The organism is Butyricimonas sp. Marseille-P2440, from assembly GCF_900091675.1.
GTDB lineage: Bacteria > Bacteroidota > Bacteroidia > Bacteroidales > Marinifilaceae > Butyricimonas > Butyricimonas synergistica.
Window position 1 is genome coordinate 888,907 of record NZ_LT594610.1, and the last position, 16,206, is coordinate 905,112.

Annotated in this window: 13 protein-coding genes and 2 tRNA genes; 8 read left to right on the forward strand and 7 right to left on the reverse strand. The window is 44.4% G+C overall.

Annotated features, from left to right (window positions below; all coding sequences use genetic code 11):
- Window positions 1–5: 5 nt before the first annotated feature.
- Window positions 6–797, reverse strand: coding sequence for a M48 family metallopeptidase (locus BN8899_RS14740; protein ID WP_065219976.1), 792 nt, complete (start codon window positions 795–797; stop codon window positions 6–8).
- 179 nt (window positions 798–976) lie between these two features.
- Here BN8899_RS14740 and BN8899_RS14745 point away from each other — a divergent pair.
- The 3 genes from BN8899_RS14745 to BN8899_RS14755 all read left to right on the forward strand — a co-directional run bounded on the left by BN8899_RS14745 (window position 977) and on the right by BN8899_RS14755 (window position 3,957).
- Window positions 977–1,049, forward strand: a tRNA-Arg gene (locus BN8899_RS14745).
- A gap of 73 nt (window positions 1,050–1,122) precedes the next feature.
- Complete coding sequence (locus BN8899_RS14750) at window positions 1,123–2,079, forward strand: alpha/beta hydrolase (RefSeq protein ID WP_187376915.1); 957 nt, start codon at window positions 1,123–1,125, stop codon at window positions 2,077–2,079.
- A 906-nt stretch (window positions 2,080–2,985) separates the two neighbouring features.
- Complete coding sequence (locus BN8899_RS14755; RefSeq protein ID WP_082987075.1) at window positions 2,986–3,957, forward strand: hypothetical protein; 972 nt, start codon at window positions 2,986–2,988, stop codon at window positions 3,955–3,957.
- A 68-nt stretch (window positions 3,958–4,025) separates the two neighbouring features.
- Here the strand turns inward: BN8899_RS14755 and BN8899_RS14760 are convergent, their stop codons facing one another.
- Both BN8899_RS14760 and BN8899_RS14765 read right to left on the reverse strand, forming a co-directional pair.
- Window positions 4,026–6,536 (reverse strand): AsmA family protein, encoded by a 2,511-nt coding sequence (locus BN8899_RS14760; protein ID WP_065219978.1) that lies wholly within the window; start codon window positions 6,534–6,536, stop codon window positions 4,026–4,028.
- 70 nt (window positions 6,537–6,606) lie between these two features.
- Entirely contained in the window at window positions 6,607–7,161 is a 555-nt protein-coding gene (locus BN8899_RS14765; protein WP_065219979.1) for a ComEA family DNA-binding protein, read from the reverse strand.
- A gap of 214 nt (window positions 7,162–7,375) precedes the next feature.
- Between BN8899_RS14765 and BN8899_RS14770 the strand changes: the two genes are divergently transcribed.
- The 5 genes from BN8899_RS14770 to BN8899_RS14790 all read left to right on the forward strand — a co-directional run bounded on the left by BN8899_RS14770 (window position 7,376) and on the right by BN8899_RS14790 (window position 12,008).
- Window positions 7,376–7,448 (forward strand) — tRNA-Lys (locus tag BN8899_RS14770).
- A gap of 355 nt (window positions 7,449–7,803) precedes the next feature.
- Window positions 7,804–8,643 (forward strand): SDR family oxidoreductase, encoded by an 840-nt coding sequence (locus BN8899_RS14775; RefSeq protein ID WP_065219980.1) that lies wholly within the window; start codon window positions 7,804–7,806, stop codon window positions 8,641–8,643.
- Window positions 8,636–9,157 carry a DapH/DapD/GlmU-related protein gene (locus BN8899_RS14780; protein WP_018336790.1) on the forward strand — a complete coding sequence of 174 codons (522 nt, stop codon included), beginning with the start codon at window positions 8,636–8,638 and terminating at the stop codon, window positions 9,155–9,157. Before BN8899_RS14775 ends, BN8899_RS14780 begins: the two co-directional genes overlap by 8 nt.
- A gap of 358 nt (window positions 9,158–9,515) precedes the next feature.
- Window positions 9,516–10,757, forward strand: coding sequence for a M48 family metallopeptidase (locus BN8899_RS14785; protein WP_018336789.1), 1,242 nt, complete (start codon window positions 9,516–9,518; stop codon window positions 10,755–10,757).
- A gap of 12 nt (window positions 10,758–10,769) precedes the next feature.
- Window positions 10,770–12,008 carry a competence/damage-inducible protein A gene (locus BN8899_RS14790; RefSeq protein ID WP_018336788.1) on the forward strand — a complete coding sequence of 413 codons (1,239 nt, stop codon included), beginning with the start codon at window positions 10,770–10,772 and terminating at the stop codon, window positions 12,006–12,008.
- A gap of 63 nt (window positions 12,009–12,071) precedes the next feature.
- Here BN8899_RS14790 and BN8899_RS14795 read toward each other — a convergent pair whose 3' ends face one another.
- The 4 genes from BN8899_RS14795 to BN8899_RS14810 form a co-directional block, all read right to left on the reverse strand.
- Window positions 12,072–12,686 carry a GNAT family N-acetyltransferase gene (locus BN8899_RS14795; RefSeq protein WP_065219981.1) on the reverse strand — a complete coding sequence of 205 codons (615 nt, stop codon included), beginning with the start codon at window positions 12,684–12,686 and terminating at the stop codon, window positions 12,072–12,074.
- Between the two features lie 20 nt (window positions 12,687–12,706).
- On the reverse strand, window positions 12,707–13,480 hold the full coding sequence (locus BN8899_RS14800; protein WP_065219982.1) for a class I SAM-dependent methyltransferase: 774 nt from the start codon (window positions 13,478–13,480) through the stop codon (window positions 12,707–12,709).
- A gap of 295 nt (window positions 13,481–13,775) precedes the next feature.
- Complete coding sequence (locus BN8899_RS14805) at window positions 13,776–14,864, reverse strand: TFIIB-type zinc ribbon-containing protein (protein ID WP_065219983.1); 1,089 nt, start codon at window positions 14,862–14,864, stop codon at window positions 13,776–13,778.
- 3 nt (window positions 14,865–14,867) lie between these two features.
- The gene (locus BN8899_RS14810; RefSeq protein WP_065219984.1) at window positions 14,868–15,974 is read right to left on the reverse strand and encodes an SPFH domain-containing protein; all 1,107 of its coding nucleotides are present in this window, start codon (window positions 15,972–15,974) and stop codon (window positions 14,868–14,870) included.
- Window positions 15,975–16,206: the final 232 nt, after the last annotated feature.

The window sequence follows — 16,206 nt, forward strand, 5'->3', positions numbered from 1 at the left end:
GAATTTTATTTCTTTTGCAGGTTGTCTGCTTTTGCTTTCAATCGGGCAGCTCTCTCTGCACTTCCGGGATGGGAAGAGAACATCTTTTGGATGCGTGTTGCCTTTTCGCCCCCGGCATTGGACAATTCTACCAGTTTGTTTAGTGCCTTGGACATGGCATACGGGTCGACATTCTGACGGAGGCAGAAATCAAAAGCGTAATCGTCTGCGGCATTCTCTTGTTTCTGAGAGAATTGAGCTCCCATAAAAGCTTCTGCCAGGTCGCCCAGCTGGGAATCGGTGAGCTTGGCAACCTTTTCGTTCATAGCTCCTGCGGCATTTTTGGCGGCAGAACGGAGATAAGCGTTTTTCATGGCATTCTTGGAATCGTGGTGAACGACGTGCCCGATCTCGTGCCCGATCACAGCGAGTACTTCGTCGTCGGTCATGATCTCCATTAACCCGGCACATACCCGGATACTCCCGTCACCACAAGCGAAAGCGTTCACGTCAACCACTTCATATACCCCGAAGTTTAATTTCAAGCCCTCGACTTCGGGAAAATTCGCCGTGATTTTGGCTAATCGTTTGCCTAATTCACTGTCCGGGGCAGCCAATTTGTTGTGGGTATCCATCCATTGCATATATTCTTTGCTCATGGCGGCAATGTCTTCATCGGAAAGGGTGATTGCCCCTGCCGCATCTTTCCCCGCTTGGATAGCTTTTTTCGTGTCGATTTTCATTTTGCCGATTTTGATTTGAGCTTGTGATGCGGTAATCCCCGCGAAAAAAAGAGCAAATATCAGTAATGTTTTCATTTCTAGTATTTTTAGTTATTACAAGTGTTTTATTTTATTTCTGAGGTCGTTTTTGTTTGACGCGCAAAATTATATATTTATTGCTGATGGGGCAATAGTTACGGATTATTTGAAAAATATTTTTGCCCGAATGGTACTTGTAAAGGAAATTATATTACCTTTGCATCGCTCAAGCAAACGGACTCGTAGCTTAATGGATAGAGCACTTGGTTACGGCCCAAGAGGTTGTGGGTTCGACTCCCGCCGAGTTCACGAAACCGCCCGAAGATTGATTCTCGGGCGGTTTTTTTGTATCTTTGAGAACTATATCCAAAGCATGACGAGTATGGCTAAAATTTCTTATACGGAAGATATTTTGAAAGACGGGTTCGAGCGAAGGGAGATCCCGTTGCGGGATGATTACGAGGGAAGGGCGATGAGTATGCTTGTGCGCCGTTTGGCTGTCCCGGGAAACGGGCAAGCCGTGTTGTATATCCACGGTTTTAATGATTATTTTTTCCAGAAAGAAATGGCTTTTCGCTTTAATGAACGGGGGATTCATTTTTACGCTTTGGATTTGAGAAAATACGGTCGTTCGTGGTTGCCTCACCAGGAGTTCAATGATATCCGGAATTTGAGGGCGTATTACGAGGAGATCGGGGAAGCGTTGAGAATCATCCGGGAGGAGGGAAGCCGTTATACCGTGCTCATGGGACATTCCACGGGAGGATTGATTGTCACGCTTTTTGCCAAAGAAAGAGCCGATAGAACTCTTTTCGATGCTATCGTGCTAAATAGCCCCTTCTTCGAATTCAACAAGAGCCGGATGGTACGGATGTTGTTGCCGTTGGTGGCTTTCATCGGAAAATATGTGCCCGAAGTGAAGATTGCGGGTGGATTTACCGAGGAATACGGGAAATATCTTCATCGCTCGTACCGGGGGGAATGGGAATATGACCTGACCTGGAAACCGCACGTGGCTCCCTGCATCAATCTAGGATGGATGCGGGCAATCTATAAGGCTCAACGGGAATTGAAGAAGCCGTTCCGAGTCGCTCATCCTTTCCTCGTGCTACACTCGGAAAAGTCTGTTACCAACGAGAAGGACAAGGAACAAATACAAACCCGGGATTCTATCCTTAACGTGGAGGATATTAAACGGATTGCCCGCAATATTCGGGGGAAGGTCGATATGGTCGCTATTCCCGGCGGACTGCACGATCTGCTACTTTCCCGGAAAGAGGTTCGGGAGAAGGTGTACCGGGAGATATTTGTTTTTTTTAAATATTGCAACAAACCATAACTTAGTGACGTATGACTTGAAAATTACAGGTTGCAGGTTGAGTTGGTAGCTGTTAAGGTGTGATGAAGAAGATTGATGTCAACTTGTAGCCTGTAACTTGTAACTTTTAATTCGTGATGTCATGTTGTTGGGTATGTGGTTCTTGATGGGGGACGGATGAAGAAAAAAGGGACTCGCGCCTGGTTAATGGAGTATTTGGGTCATCATCGAAAGGATGCGCGAGTCCCGAGAGGCTCTTGATAGTTTCATCCCGTTAGTCCGCATTGGGGATGATTCGTCCTCTTTCTATGGTTGTAGTTAGTTTCGTTTAAAATAGTAGGGTTAGGGAATATGCTTCCCTAACCCCGTTTTCCTGACTAATAGCAAGGATGACTAATCCCTGCGTTAAACAATTTGTGAAAAAAAGAATGAACTGTGTAAACGGTGTCCAATAAGTACACCTGATTTGACTTTTGATCATTGCTACCCGGCAACGGGGCGTCGCACGACTTTTCCCCGCCGTTTCTACGATAACAAGATATTGTTGGGGGAGCGTTGATGGTTACTATATTTTTCGGGTAAACTTCCATTATAATATGTTTTTATTAATATTTATCTTTCTTAATCTGATGTAAAGTTAAAAAAGAATATCCTGTTTTTGTAGGCGTAAATCAAGTGTCCGGGTTAACTTTTTTGCGGGAATTGTAGAACTCCGTTTTTTCATCCGGTCGAATGGCGGAAGGGAAGGAGATGCTCTGTAAACTTCCATTTTTTACAAGCGGGGAAATAAGTCTAATGTTGGATATTTATTTATGGAGGAAAATAGGATGTCTGGTGTCGAAAATAGTCATAATATACTGATTTTGTTGCGAAGGTTTCGGTTCGAAATCCCCTACTTTTGTAGTGGGTTGTTAAAAACTATTGCGTATGAATATGAAAGAAGTAACATTGTATGACGGTTTTCTTGCCGAATTGAGAAAGAGATTTCCGCGGGGAGCCGAGTTGACAAATGCGTTGGTGGATATGCTCTATATTGAGCGTGAGGCGGTCTACCGCAGGTTACGGGGTGAGGTTCCTTTTACTTTTATCGAGGTGATGACCATCTCGAAAGAGCTGGGAATCTCCCTCGATAATCTGACGTTGGCAGAAAAGGGAAAGAGCCGTCCTTTCCAATTAAAATTGGTAGAGTACGCTAATCCGGCAGATGCCGATTATAAGATGATGAGGGACTTTATCAATATGCTCGCAACGGTGAAAGACAGGGAAGATCTGGAGGCGGGACACTCGACGAATATCATTCCCCGGGCATTTTGTTATTATTATTCCAACATTACGCGTTTCTATCATTTCAAGTGGCTGTACCAGTATAGCCATGTTGATTCTTTGAAATCTTTTCGGGAGGTGGTAATATCGCCCAAGTTAGCCGAGATGCAGCAGGAATACTTACGGACTACACGGCAATTGAAATCGAATTATTTTATTTTTGATCATCTCGTTTTTCACTATCTTGTGACGGATATTAAGTTCTTTGCCAGCATCAATTTGATTGCACCCGACGAGGTACAGGCTTTAAAAGAGGAATTGATGCAATTGCTGGATGATATGGAACATTTTGCCGCAAAAGGACGTTTTAGCGATACGGGAAACGAGATGTTTATTTACTTGTCGAACATTAACCTCGACACGAATTATTGTTACCTGAGTACGGGCGATTTCCACTTGAGCATGCTGAAGGCGTTTACCTTGAATATGCTTATCTCGCGGGATGCTTATACCTTCGAGCGGCTACGGAGTTGGCTGCAATCTTTGAAGCGTTCCTCCACGTTGATAACGGTCAGCGGGGAAAAACAAAGGGTGATGTTCTTCGAGGAACAAAAACGGTTGATAGAAACTTTGTAGAGAGGTGAAAATTAAAAGTTAAAGGTTGATAGCAACATCAACCTTTAACTTTTAGTTTTTAATCCTGTTTATTTAAACAGCTTGTCCAATCCTTTCAGAATGTTGTTTTTAAGTTCTTTCCCGGCTTCTTTTTCTATTGATTTCAGCGCCTTGCTCAAGTCCGGGGTAACCGTGGGTTTCGACAAAGTACCGCCGATCTTCACGTCCACGTCGAGGGATTTGATGTTGTTGGCTCCGGGAATCGCTTTCAACACGTTGTCAATGTCTTTCCCGAAATATTTACGGGCGATGTTCATTGACATCACGTAGTCCATTTCGCCGTTCACCGTTTGTGTCCCCTGGAAAGTAGTCGGGTTACCGGCAATGTTTGTTGTAAAAGGCTCTACCGTGATATTTCCGTTGTTGATCTTGAAATCTATTTTTAGATTTGCGATACTAAGACGGCTTAATTCGTCGTTTTTCAGCAAGCTGGCGAGTTGTAGCATGGCTGGATTATCCTTGATTAGGAATCCGGTTGTGGACAGACTGCCGCCTCCGTTTGCCGTGGTCATGATGGGACTCATTTCTTTGTCTAGTTCAGAACTGAATTTCATGGCGGCGGAGATTTTACCACTGCAATTCATGGCAATAGGGATGCTTTCTTTGATGAAAGAGAAAGCGTGGTAAGTGGAAGTTATATCGATGTCCGAAGCCCGTAAGTTCAAGTCTACGGACGGTTTTGCCGGGTTGGCGGTATTGTACGATCCGTTCATCACGAGGTTGCCGTCGAGCATATCCATGCTCAAGTTTTTCAGTGTGGCGACACCCTCGTTTGTTTCAATGCTTCCCTTGATATTCTTGATAACTAGGCTGTCAAATAGAATCTGCTTGATGTTCGTGTTGAATGCCACTTGGATATTCTTGGGGATGGCTATTCCTTCTTCGGCTTCAGGGGAAGCTGGTTGAGTGGCAGTCGTGTTCTCGTTTTCGGCGGGAGCGGTTTCCGAACTGGAATTCGTGCTTGTCATAAATTCGTTCAGATTGATTGTGTTGGAAGTCAGCGTGAAGTTGCCCTTTAGTGTCTGGTCTTTAAACACGTAAGGCAGATAGTTTAACACATATCCTTGCAGGCTGAAGTCCGAAGACTTGATCTTCACCAGCAAATCCTTCAAGTTCAGACGTGCCGGGGTAATGGTTATTTCCCCTGACGGTACGGAAATGCCTTCCGGGAAATCCGCGCTTTTGAATAACACGTTTTTCAAGGCAATCTTCCCGTTTGCCGTGAATTTCTCGTATTGTTCCTTTTCGATGTACTGGTATTTGCCGTCAAAGGAGAGGTCTGTTGTCAACATCCCGTTGAGGGTAATATCTTTGAGGGGAAGTGCTTTTTTCAAGCTCTCGAAGTTGATAACGCCTTTCATGCCTCCCTTGAATGTCGGATCGTCCAAGTTGGAAACAAGCACGTTCATGCTGAATGGGTTGTTGGCAATCGTGAACGTGAGCGTACTTAGATTTGCCACGGTTTGCGCCACCGTTCCGCCAGGATTGGTGACGTTCAACTTGAGGTTGATTTTTTTTACCGATTCCGGCAACTCCGGGTATTTTAAGCTGGCATTCAGTATGTTGAAATTTAAATTGATCGCCGGAAGGTTATTTTCGTAATACTCGCCTTTGGCTTCCATGCTTAGCTGGAATTCCCCGGAAGTTTTCACTCCCTCTATTTCTTTCTGGAAATCCTTGGGTATCAAAGCGAGCAAGCTCTCGAATTTCGTGTCCGGGGCATTCAGTTTCAAATCCATTGTGTACTTGTCTTCTTTGATGCCGAGGCAGCCGATTAAATCGAGTTTCAAGTCATTGAGCGCCATATCATTTTTCTGGATGTCGAATTGCATATCTTTCAGATTGGCGGCGATGTCGGCTTGCCAGTTGAAGTCCGTGTTGTTGACCCACACGCTGTTTCCTTGGCATAGAGAGATATTTTTCAAGGAAAGCAGCACGTTCAGAATCGTGTTGGTTTCCGAGAAGTTTCCTTTTAGGTTCAAGTTCACCGCATCCACGTGGGCGAAGGTCGAAGCTTGATAATCTTTGTAATCCAATACTAGATTCCGGACTTCGATGTTGTTGAAAGCGACGGCTGTTTTCGAGTCGGGGTCAGCCGTTTCCTCCGGTACTGTTTCTTGGGTTGCCACTCCTGTCGTGTCAGAAGGCACCATGATGTCCCAGTTGGCTTTTCCTTCGGCATTTACTTTCGGGCTAAAAAGACAATCTTTCAATAATATGTTATTAATGATGATTTCATCCCCGGAAATAAGGGATTTCAAGTTCACGGAAGCCTCGAAATGCGGAATATTGACGAGGGTGTCACGTGTGTTATTCTCTTCCTTGGAGATCATTACGTTCTCGAGAGTGACACTGAGGTTTGGAAAGTTTTTGAACATACTGAGGTTGACGTCACCGATAGCCAGTTCTGCCTGAATGTATTTAGAGGATTTTTCCTCGATTAGTCGAAGAATATCGCTCTTGAAAAAGACAGGGATAACCATGAGTGCGACGATAATCAGCACGATGATAATTGCTAGTGTGATAAATACTTTTTTCATGTCTTATATGTATTACGTGTGTGTTATTTTCAACTGCCAATGCTTGGCTATTGTTACAAAGTTATACAAATTATTTGAAGTAAGGTTTTATTTTTTGTAGTTTATATAACGGTAAAATCTTTTCTGAGTTCAGAATAGAGAAGTTTATTTTACCGAACTTCCGCTTGGCGTTGAAAATGAGTTGTACGTCTTCGTAAGCTAAATAGGGGTGTTTAAGTACCGCTTTGAATGTCATCGTGTCGAGGTCTTTTTGCCGGATAAGACTGGGATTCACGGTGAAACGGGCGAGGAGGGTATCTATATTGAGATACTGGAATTTGATTTCTTTTAATTGTTTGGGTGTGTGAAATCCCCCGAGACGTTCTCGGTAGCGGATGATTTTAGACGCGTAGTATGATCCTATTCCTCTTATCTTTACTAACGTGGAACTGTCAGCCGTGTTCAGTTCAATCGGGGAGGGAAGCGGTTTTGTCAGAGAAATTCCCGTCGTGTCGGATGTTGCCGGGGGGGTAAGCAGGAATAGAGGACATTCCCGTTCCCGGCTTGCCAAGGGTAACACGAAAAGAGCGAGAATCATGACGCTTAGAAAAATAATGCCCCTTTTTTCCGATCTCCTTAAAAACATGGTATCTATTTTAAACTATGAGTTGATAAATTAAGTGAATATTAACGAGAATTCCAAGTAATAGGGGCTAATTAAAAATATTATTACTTAAATAAGTTAGAATGAATATTTTATCCCGGTTTAGCGAAAAACCTATGAAAAAAGTTGAGAATAAATTTGTGAGAAAACTAAAAAGGTATACCTTTGCAACCGCAATTGAGAAACACAATTGAAGGATTCAGTAGCTCAGCCGGTAGAGCACAACACTTTTAATGTTGGGGTCCTGGGTTCGAGTCCCAGCTGGATCACGAAAATAGAAATTAAACACCTGATAGTCAATAAATATCAGGTGTTTTTTTTATTGGTACCACGATGGTATCACAAGATTAACGATTGATGCGATAAATAATTATCGATAGGATCTGTGAATTTGGTTGCTAAATCTGTAATTTATCTACCATAATATACAAATTGGCTGTCTACCTTTGTATCATAACAGTGAAAGGATAAAGTGATGAAAAAAATTATTTCAATATTAACATTCGTATCTTTCGCTATGACTTCATTTGTACAAAACGACGCTACTTGCATTTCCCACCAAAATGTATCGGTGGCAAAGTAAAATTTCGTTATGTTATTGATATGAAAACGTTAAGATGAATTATGAAAAAAGAAGTTGTTATTTGGATCGGGGCAGGAGAAATAGGTCTTGCTATTATTCGCCGTATCGGGACAGGTAAATATATCCTTGTTGCAGATAAGAATTTGGAAAAGGCACAAAGCATTGCTGCACTCTTGGAAAGAGTCGGATTTGATGCCATAGCACTAAGAACAGACCTTTCATCAAGAAATTCTATTCTTTCTGTGATAGATGAAGCACTAAAATACGGGGAAATCAAGTATTTAGTAAACTCCGCGGGAGTATCACCCAGCCAAGCATCAATAGAAACTATTTTGAAAGTGGACCTTTATGGGACTGCCGTGTTATTGGAAGAAGTAGGTAAGGTTATAGCCCCGGGAGGAAGTGGTGTAACTATTTCCAGCCAATCAGGACATCGGATGCCGGCACTATCGCCCGAAATAGATGAATTATTGGCAACAACACCTTCTGAAGATTTACTAAACCTTGAAGTTCTTCAAAAAGGAAACATTAAAGATACATTACATGCTTATCAAATGGCTAAAAGATGTAATGTAAAACGGGTTATGGCTGAAGCTGTCAAATGGGGAGAACGGGGGGCAAGGATTAATTCTATTTCTCCCGGTATTATAATCACCCCACTCGCCATGGACGAATTAAACGGCACACGTGGTGAGTTTTATAAAAATATGTTTGCCAGATGTCCCGCAGGCCGTCCGGGAACGGCAGATGAAATTGCACATGTTGCGGAACTTGTATTAAGTGAAAAAGGTGCTTTTATTACTGGGTCTGACTTTTTGGTTGACGGTGGAGCAACTGCATCGTATTTTTATGGACAACTTAAACCTAATAGCAATGAATGAATTTAGAATAGATTGTGCTCATCAAAGCTCAGATGAACTGGCTTTGGCAAAAGTACATGCCCAACTTGTGTTCCGGCTGAACCACACCATGCCAATGACTAAAGAATATGACTGTTTGCTTCATCAAATTTTCCCCACTATGGGGATGAATAGCAGAATAAATACTCCGCTAACGGTTATCCGCCCTCATAATGTAAAAATAGGAAATAACGTCATCATAATGAATGGCTGCTTGATGATGTCGGCTGGTGGTATTACTATTGACGACGATGTTCAGATAGCAGCCAATGTACAGCTTATATCGAATAACCACGATCTTGAAAACCGCATGGTTATCACTTGCAAGCCTGTACACATTTGCACAAGAGCATGGATTGGCGCGGGAGCAACCATTCTTCCGGGTGTGACAGTCGGGGAAAACAGCGTAGTCGGGGCAGGCAGTGTCGTTACGCGTGATGTAGAAGCAAATACCATAGTCGTGGGAAATCCGGCACGTGTAATTAGAAGAATATAAACAGGTAGTGAATCTGAAACAGAAAATATTTTCTATAGCATTCTTGACCGCACGGGCCTTATAGACTTTATGAACCTTATGAACCAGAGGATGTGTTTTGACACATCCTCAACCTTGGAATGTTTATTTTTAATTGTTTATATAATTCAAGAATAATGCTTGTATTCTTCTCTCTTCGGAGAGTCTTCGTTTCCTTGCCATATTAACCCTATTCTCGTGTATTTGTGCTATGGTGTGGCAGTGCATGGGCTTTGGTTAATTAAGGATTATATCTTTGGATGTACGATTGATTGGTTAAAGTTTGGTTTGAAAAACAATATTTATTGTACCTTTGTCTTTGTAAAAAAGATATATTACAATGAGTTCCGGGACTATATTTATCGTTATTATTGTTTTTCTCTGTCTGGATTTTGTCTTTGAGCGGGTGTTGGAGTATTTGAATGCCAAGCATATGTCGCCCATGTTGCCTGAAAGTCTGAAAGGAATATATGATGAACAGGAATATAGGCGTTTCCAGTCTTACAAGCGGGAGAACGGGCGGCTGGACAGTTGGAGTTCGGGATTCGGGTTTGTCGTGATGATGCTTTTCCTGTTGGCGGGCGGTTTCGGGTGGTACAACGGTTGGGTGGTCGCCCAGACCGATAGTGCCGTGTGGCAGACGATTCTTTTCGTGGTAGGGCTTTCGCTGGCTTCTTCCGTTTTGGATATTCCTTTTGATTATTACGGTACGTTCCGGATCGAGGAAAAATACGGGTTCAACAAAACTACGAGGAAAACGTTTTGGCTGGACACGGTGAAAGAATTGTTGCTTTCGCTCGTGATGGGAGGCGTCCTACTGGCGCTTGTCGTGTGGTTCTACACGTGGGCGGGCACTTCTTTTTGGTTGTACGCGTGGGGTGCCGTGACGGTGTTTTCCCTTTTCATGGGAATGTTTTATTCCCAGTTGATCGTGCCTTTGTTTAACAAGCAGACCCCGTTACAAGAGGGGAGTTTGCGGGATAAAATTCAGGCATTTGCCGGGAAAGTAGGGTTCAAGTTGGATAATATATACGTGATTGACGGTTCGAAGCGCTCGACAAAGGCAAACGCTTATTTCACGGGATTAGGGCCAAAGAAACGAGTGGTTTTGTACGACACTTTGATCGACAATCTTACAGAAGAGGAGATCGTTGCCGTGCTGGCTCACGAGATCGGGCACTACAAGAAACGGCATACGCTGCGTTCGATGGGATTCTCTATCGTGCAGACGGGTGTCATTCTTTGGTTGTTTTCCCTCTGCGTGAATAATGCCGCGCTGTCGGGGGCTCTGGGAGGCGATCAGGCTTATTTTCAGTTGGGGTTGATGGCTTTCGCGATTCTTTATTCGCCGGTCAATTTGATTTTGGGTATCGGGATGAACGTGTGGTCTCGAAAGAACGAATATGAAGCCGATGCCTTTGCCGCGCTGCATCACGAGGGGGATTACCTCGTGTCGGGGTTGAAGAAAATATCGGTAAAGGCTTTGAGCAATTTGACCCCTCACCCGTTGTACGAGTATATTTATTATTCTCATCCTTCTTTATTGAAACGGGTAAAAGCGATAAAACGTATTCACGAATAAAAAGATAAATCCATGAAAGCGATTATTATTACCATCGGTGACGAGATCCTGTTAGGACAAATACTGGACACGAATTCACAATATATTTCGAAGCAATTAACCCGTTTGGGTGCAGAAGTGATGGATATCTTATCTATTGCCGACCAGCGGGAAGAGATATGCCATTGGGTGGATTACGCCATGAACCAAGCGGAGCTGGTGATCGTGACCGGGGGACTGGGACCAACGAAAGACGATGTTACCAAGAAGGTTTTGGCAGACTATTTCAATACTCGTCTGGTGATGAACGAGGAGGTGTTGAAATGGATCGAGAAATTGCTGGAAAACGGCGGCATGAATATGAATGAGGCTAACCGTAGCCAAGCTCTCCAACCGGAAACGGCAAAGATACTGTTCAACCGTAAGGGCACGGCTTCCGGGATGTGGTTCGAGCGTGACGGTAAAGTGCTCGTTTCTTTGCCGGGTGTGCCTTTCGAGATGGAAGACCTGATGATGCAGAGCGTGATTCCCGAGTTGCAACGTTTGTTCCCGCGCTTGCAATTGGATTTTCGGATGCTGAAAGTGTACGATATCCCGGAATCGGAACTGGCTATTCTTTTGAGCCGATGGGAAGAGGTGCTGCCTGACGGTTTCGGTTTGGCTTATTTGCCTTCACCGGGATTTGTCATGTTGCGCCTGACGGCGAAGGGGGCACAAGTGTACAACCTGGAAGCCCGTTTCGATAGTTTGAAAGAGGCGCTGGAAGGATTGCATTATACCGAGGGTGAGAGCGGGGGTACGGAACGGGAGTTAGGGGAGTTATTATTAATGAAAGGGAGGACGTTGTCCACAGCCGAGAGTTGCACGGGTGGAAATATCGCTGCCCAGTTGACTTCTATTGCCGGGGCTTCTGCTTATTTCAGGGGAAGCGTGGTCGCTTATGCTAATGACGTGAAAGAACGGGTGTTGGGAGTACATCCGGGGGATTTGGAACAATTCGGGGCGGTCAGTGAACCCGTGGTGCGCCAGATGGCAGAGGGAGTACGTCGTTTGATTGGTACCGATTATGCTGTTTCCACGTCCGGGATTGCAGGTCCCACGGGTGGTACGCCGGGGAAGCCGGTCGGTACTGTCTGGATTGGGGTTGCCGGTCCCGAGAGGACGATAGCCCGGAAATTCACTTTCTCGTTTACCCGTGAAAGAAATATTGGCAAAGCTACCGTGAAGGCTATCGAGATGGTCATCGAGGAGATACGGAATGGAAATCGGTAACCAAATGAAGAATAAGATTTGTTGGAAATCTTAAATAATCAATCTAAACTCTAAATTTTTAGTTTAGAGTTTAGGTAGTTGCGTGTCCGTGACGTGCTTTTCTTTGTGAGGAAAGGCTTTGTCAAATTCTTCGGTTTCTTCTTCTGTCACGAAGAACACGGGGTCTTCGTGGAATTTTCCGGAGATACCGGTGAGGCTTCCGGTGGTTAATTCCAGAATCATGAAGGGGTCGAAATTCACCCCCTCGCGAGTGGTGATGTGGAATTGTGCTGCGTTCACGAAGCCGAAGCGATGATAGTATGCGGGGTTGCCAAGAAGGGCGATCGCCTTGAAGCCCATTTGCCGGGCAACGTTTTTCGTGTGTTCCATCAATTGTGAGCCAATGCCTTGTCCTTGCACTTCGGGCGATGCGCAGATGGGACCCAGGCAAAGGATTTCGTGAGCTTCGCCTTGCTCGTCAACGACATTGGCACGGGTACTTATGACGTGCCCCACGATCTTTCCCTCGTGTTCGGCAACGCAGTCCAGTTCGGGAATAAAGCAATCCGCTTTCCGGAGTTTGTGGAGCACGAAATGTTCCGATGCTCCCGGTTGGTACACGTCCCAGAACGCTTCGCGTGTCATGTTTTCGACATACGCGTAGTCTTTCTCTTGTTCTTGTCTGATTGTTATTTTCATGTTTTTTTCTTTTTCGTGTATTAGTTTTTAATTCCGGTGTAGAACATGTAACCATAATATGATTTGTATTCTTGGTAAATGTTGGCTTCGTCCAATTCTCGTGTGGCAAAGTCACGGGCAGCTTGGCTATACTCGTGTCTTTGGAGAAATGCTTCGGCGTGTTTCCGCATGGGACGGAAAAAGTTCTCCGTCCAGCAGTTTTCCGGTAGCACGAAATGTGCCACGGGGGTATATCCTGCCTGTTCCATTTGTTTCACCTTGTTGGAAACGAGGTCTATTTCACTGTAATTGAACGTCCAGAAATGGTCGATTTTTTCCGGGCGAGTAGGTGTCAGCCAAGATACTTCCGAAACGGCAATCATGCCTTCCGGTTTCAAGAATTTTTTCCATTCATTCAACCCTTTCCGGAATCCTATATTATAAATAGATCCTTCAGCCCAGAGCAAGTCCATCTCGTTTTCTTTGAAGGGTAATTCTGCCATAGAACCAGTGATTCCCGTTACCCGGTCGTTGAAACCCTGTTGTTTCATCCGTTCGTTCACCTGTGCGATCATTCGGGGAAGCAGGTCGATGGCGACGATGTTTCCCTGTGTATTTGCTGCTAGAGTCAAGGTCTGTCCTCCGGTACCACAGCCGATGTCGGCAATTTTGGATTCCGGGGAGAGGTTGTTGATAAAGCTTAATGCCAGTTTGGTAACCTCTTCGCTACCGGGACCTTGACGGTCTAAGAGTAGAAAAAAATCCTCGATCATTGCCATGTCGAAGTCTGCTACTAATTTTAATTCTTCTTCCATGATGTAATTGTGTTTAAATATAACGATTGTTTTTGAATCTCACGCTTTTTGGGCATAAAGATTCGGTCTATAATTGTTGAAGCACCCGTGGATGCGCTCAAAATAGAAATAAGTCAATAGAAATTATCCCCGAATGAGATTCTCGGGTTTGAGTAGTCCAGCCTGAAAGATTACAGGCTGTTAATTATGCATTTATCTTCTTAGAATTTGTTGTTTTCAAAAAGCGATTATTTTATTTTCAAATGCAAAGATAGTGTTTTTGCTTACAAAATGCGTGAGTTTACTGGTTTATTTGTTATCGATTATTCATCAAATAGATGGCACCCCCGAGTAACAGAAGTCCTAAAATGACTGTGAATACGATCTTTAAGGTGCTGTACGGGCGGTCGCCGGTAACATCTCCGTTTCTTCCGTTCACGAAAAAATGATACACTTTCTTGCCATACGTGTAGGATGACATATACACGGGGAGTAATATCAGTTTGAATTTGACGTCATTGAACCGGGTGTTTCTGGATAAAATCCTTTGCCTATCACCACCGATGTCACGCCGGATGGCGGACTCTATTTCGGTTGCCATTTTGCCTTGGGCGATTTCAAATCCTTGGGTAAGGTTTAATATATATTTTTCGGTGACGAAACCGCTCAAGAAACGGTTGTTCATCTCCATGAGGTTTTCCGTGTCCCAATCCTCGATCTTTGCCACGACTTGCGAGGCGATTAGCTTGGATGCAGGCACCATTACGTCGTCGAAAAAGAGGGAAATATGCCCGCTTCGGAAAGTCCATCTGGTACGGGTTTCCGTGCGCCTGTTCTTGCCTGTACCTACCGTGACGGTGTAAGTGACACCCCGTTGTCCGGTGTATCCCGTTTCCGTTTGGGCATCATACGTCCAGCAGGGAATATATACTCCTTGTAGTTTCTCCGAGCACCGGGCTCTTTCCTTTAGTTTGCCGGGGGCAAACCATAATTTGCGTAACCATTTGTAGAGGTAATCGTCTATTTCTTTGCCAGATACCTGAAATGGTAGCAGATATGACGGTTTAATCAACCGTTCATAATGTACGTCGGCTTCGATCAAGGGTGTGCTGCAGTATGGGCACTCCATGGATTTCATGTTCTCGTCGAACGTTGATTCCGCTCCGCATTTACGGCATTTGACTACATTCGTGTTTTGCGTGTTGATCTCTTCGTAATGCTCGATGTACTGCGTGTAGTCCAACTCGTTTATGTCGACGACTAATTTTGTTTCTATCGGGGTGTCCGACCCGCAATAGTCACAATGCAGGAATGCTGTTCCCGGTTCATATTTCAAGGCTGCCCCACAACATTCGCACACGAATGTTTCACCCGTCAGCGGGTTGTTTTCAGTTTCGTCCATCATGTCTTATTCCTGTTTTGGAAGCGGGGGAGGGGTCATTGTCCATAGACTTTGTAAATCTGCCTGTTCGCTCGCGAGAACCCATGCGGACAGTCCCTTTTTCCAAACCAGTGTATCGCGATTCAGAACTTGTTTTTCAACCAGTTCTTCCAGTTGGCTTAAGTTGAAGGGACCTGCTTGTTGACCGTCGATCGCCACGTAATACAAGGTTTCTCCAGGTAACGGTGGGGGTGTGGCTTGTTCGTTTTGCTTGCTCGACGAGTTCATCATACTTTGGGTCATTTGTTGTGCCATAGCGAAACCTGCGCCTAAGCCTACGCCAGTCCCCGCTGCTCCGGAAGGATTCTCGGCGGCTACTTCCATGGCTTTAGCGGCTTTCAGTGCGGTCAGTTTATTCAAGTCAATTTTATCTAGGCGGCTGAGTTCGAATATTTCTTTCTTCACGTCGTCCGGCATTGAGATATTCTCGATCAGAAATTTGGTTACTTCCATCCCGTAAGCAGCGAAGTCACCCTGCATATAGCTGAAAATAGCGTCAGACAGTTCGTTCAAGTTAGATGCGTAATTCTCTATCGGTAAGTTCGATTCGCCCGTGGCATCGGAGAAACGGGTGACGATGATGCTTTTCAATTGTTCGCAAATATGCTGGGTCGTGAACGATTGGTTGGTTCCCACGATTTCCCGGATGAAGACGGGGGCATCGGTAATTTTGAACGTGTAGATGCCGAAAGCCCGGATTTCAACCATACCGAAACGGTTGTCATTCACTATAATGGCGTTTTTCGTTCCCCATTTTTGATCGATGAAGTTTTTCGTGCTCACGAAGTATACTTCTGCCTTGAACGGACTGTTGAACCCGTATTTCCAGCCCTTTAGCGTGCTTAATATCGGTAGGTTCTCCGTGTTGAGAGTATATGTCCCCGGGGTGAATATATCCGCTACTTGCCCCTCATTAATAAAAACTGCCGTCTGTCCTTCCCTGACGATAAGTTTGGCGTTGTTTTTTATCTCGTTGCCGTATCGCTCGAAACGGTAAACGATGGTATCCTGGGTATTGTCCAGAAATTCGATGATGTCTATGAACTCACCTCTAAGTTTATCGAAAAGACCCATATATTTTACTTTTAGTGTTATTGTAATTTCACCCCAAATATAGTTTTTTTCATGGTATGTTTTCGATTCGTTTGCTGTAACCTTATCTTTTTTCACTGAAATCCTTGGGTAATCCCAAGGTTATACTACCTTAACGTACTTTCAACCCGGATTCTGTACAGTTATTTCGCCGTCCGGCAGTGGTGTTGTAAGTGTGTTGAAAGAGTCCAGTAACCGGGGTGAGGTAGTATTA

What these genes read in the sequence shown, in the direction of transcription:
- BN8899_RS14740 (WP_065219976.1), bottom strand. Translation starts at nt 797, where the DNA reads ATGAAAACATTACTGATATTTGCTCTTTTTTTCGCGGGGATTACCGCA.
- BN8899_RS14750 (WP_187376915.1), top strand. Translation starts at nt 1,123, where the DNA reads ATGGCTAAAATTTCTTATACGGAAGATATTTTGAAAGACGGGTTCGAG.
- BN8899_RS14755 (WP_082987075.1), top strand. Translation starts at nt 2,986, where the DNA reads ATGAATATGAAAGAAGTAACATTGTATGACGGTTTTCTTGCCGAATTG.
- BN8899_RS14760 (WP_065219978.1), bottom strand. Translation starts at nt 6,536, where the DNA reads ATGAAAAAAGTATTTATCACACTAGCAATTATCATCGTGCTGATTATC.
- BN8899_RS14765 (WP_065219979.1), bottom strand. Translation starts at nt 7,161, where the DNA reads ATGTTTTTAAGGAGATCGGAAAAAAGGGGCATTATTTTTCTAAGCGTC.
- BN8899_RS14775 (WP_065219980.1), top strand. Translation starts at nt 7,804, where the DNA reads ATGAAAAAAGAAGTTGTTATTTGGATCGGGGCAGGAGAAATAGGTCTT.
- BN8899_RS14780 (WP_018336790.1), top strand. Translation starts at nt 8,636, where the DNA reads ATGAATGAATTTAGAATAGATTGTGCTCATCAAAGCTCAGATGAACTG.
- BN8899_RS14785 (WP_018336789.1), top strand. Translation starts at nt 9,516, where the DNA reads ATGAGTTCCGGGACTATATTTATCGTTATTATTGTTTTTCTCTGTCTG.
- BN8899_RS14790 (WP_018336788.1), top strand. Translation starts at nt 10,770, where the DNA reads ATGAAAGCGATTATTATTACCATCGGTGACGAGATCCTGTTAGGACAA.
- BN8899_RS14795 (WP_065219981.1), bottom strand. Translation starts at nt 12,686, where the DNA reads ATGAAAATAACAATCAGACAAGAACAAGAGAAAGACTACGCGTATGTC.
- BN8899_RS14800 (WP_065219982.1), bottom strand. Translation starts at nt 13,480, where the DNA reads ATGGAAGAAGAATTAAAATTAGTAGCAGACTTCGACATGGCAATGATC.
- BN8899_RS14805 (WP_065219983.1), bottom strand. Translation starts at nt 14,864, where the DNA reads ATGATGGACGAAACTGAAAACAACCCGCTGACGGGTGAAACATTCGTG.
- BN8899_RS14810 (WP_065219984.1), bottom strand. Translation starts at nt 15,974, where the DNA reads ATGGGTCTTTTCGATAAACTTAGAGGTGAGTTCATAGACATCATCGAA.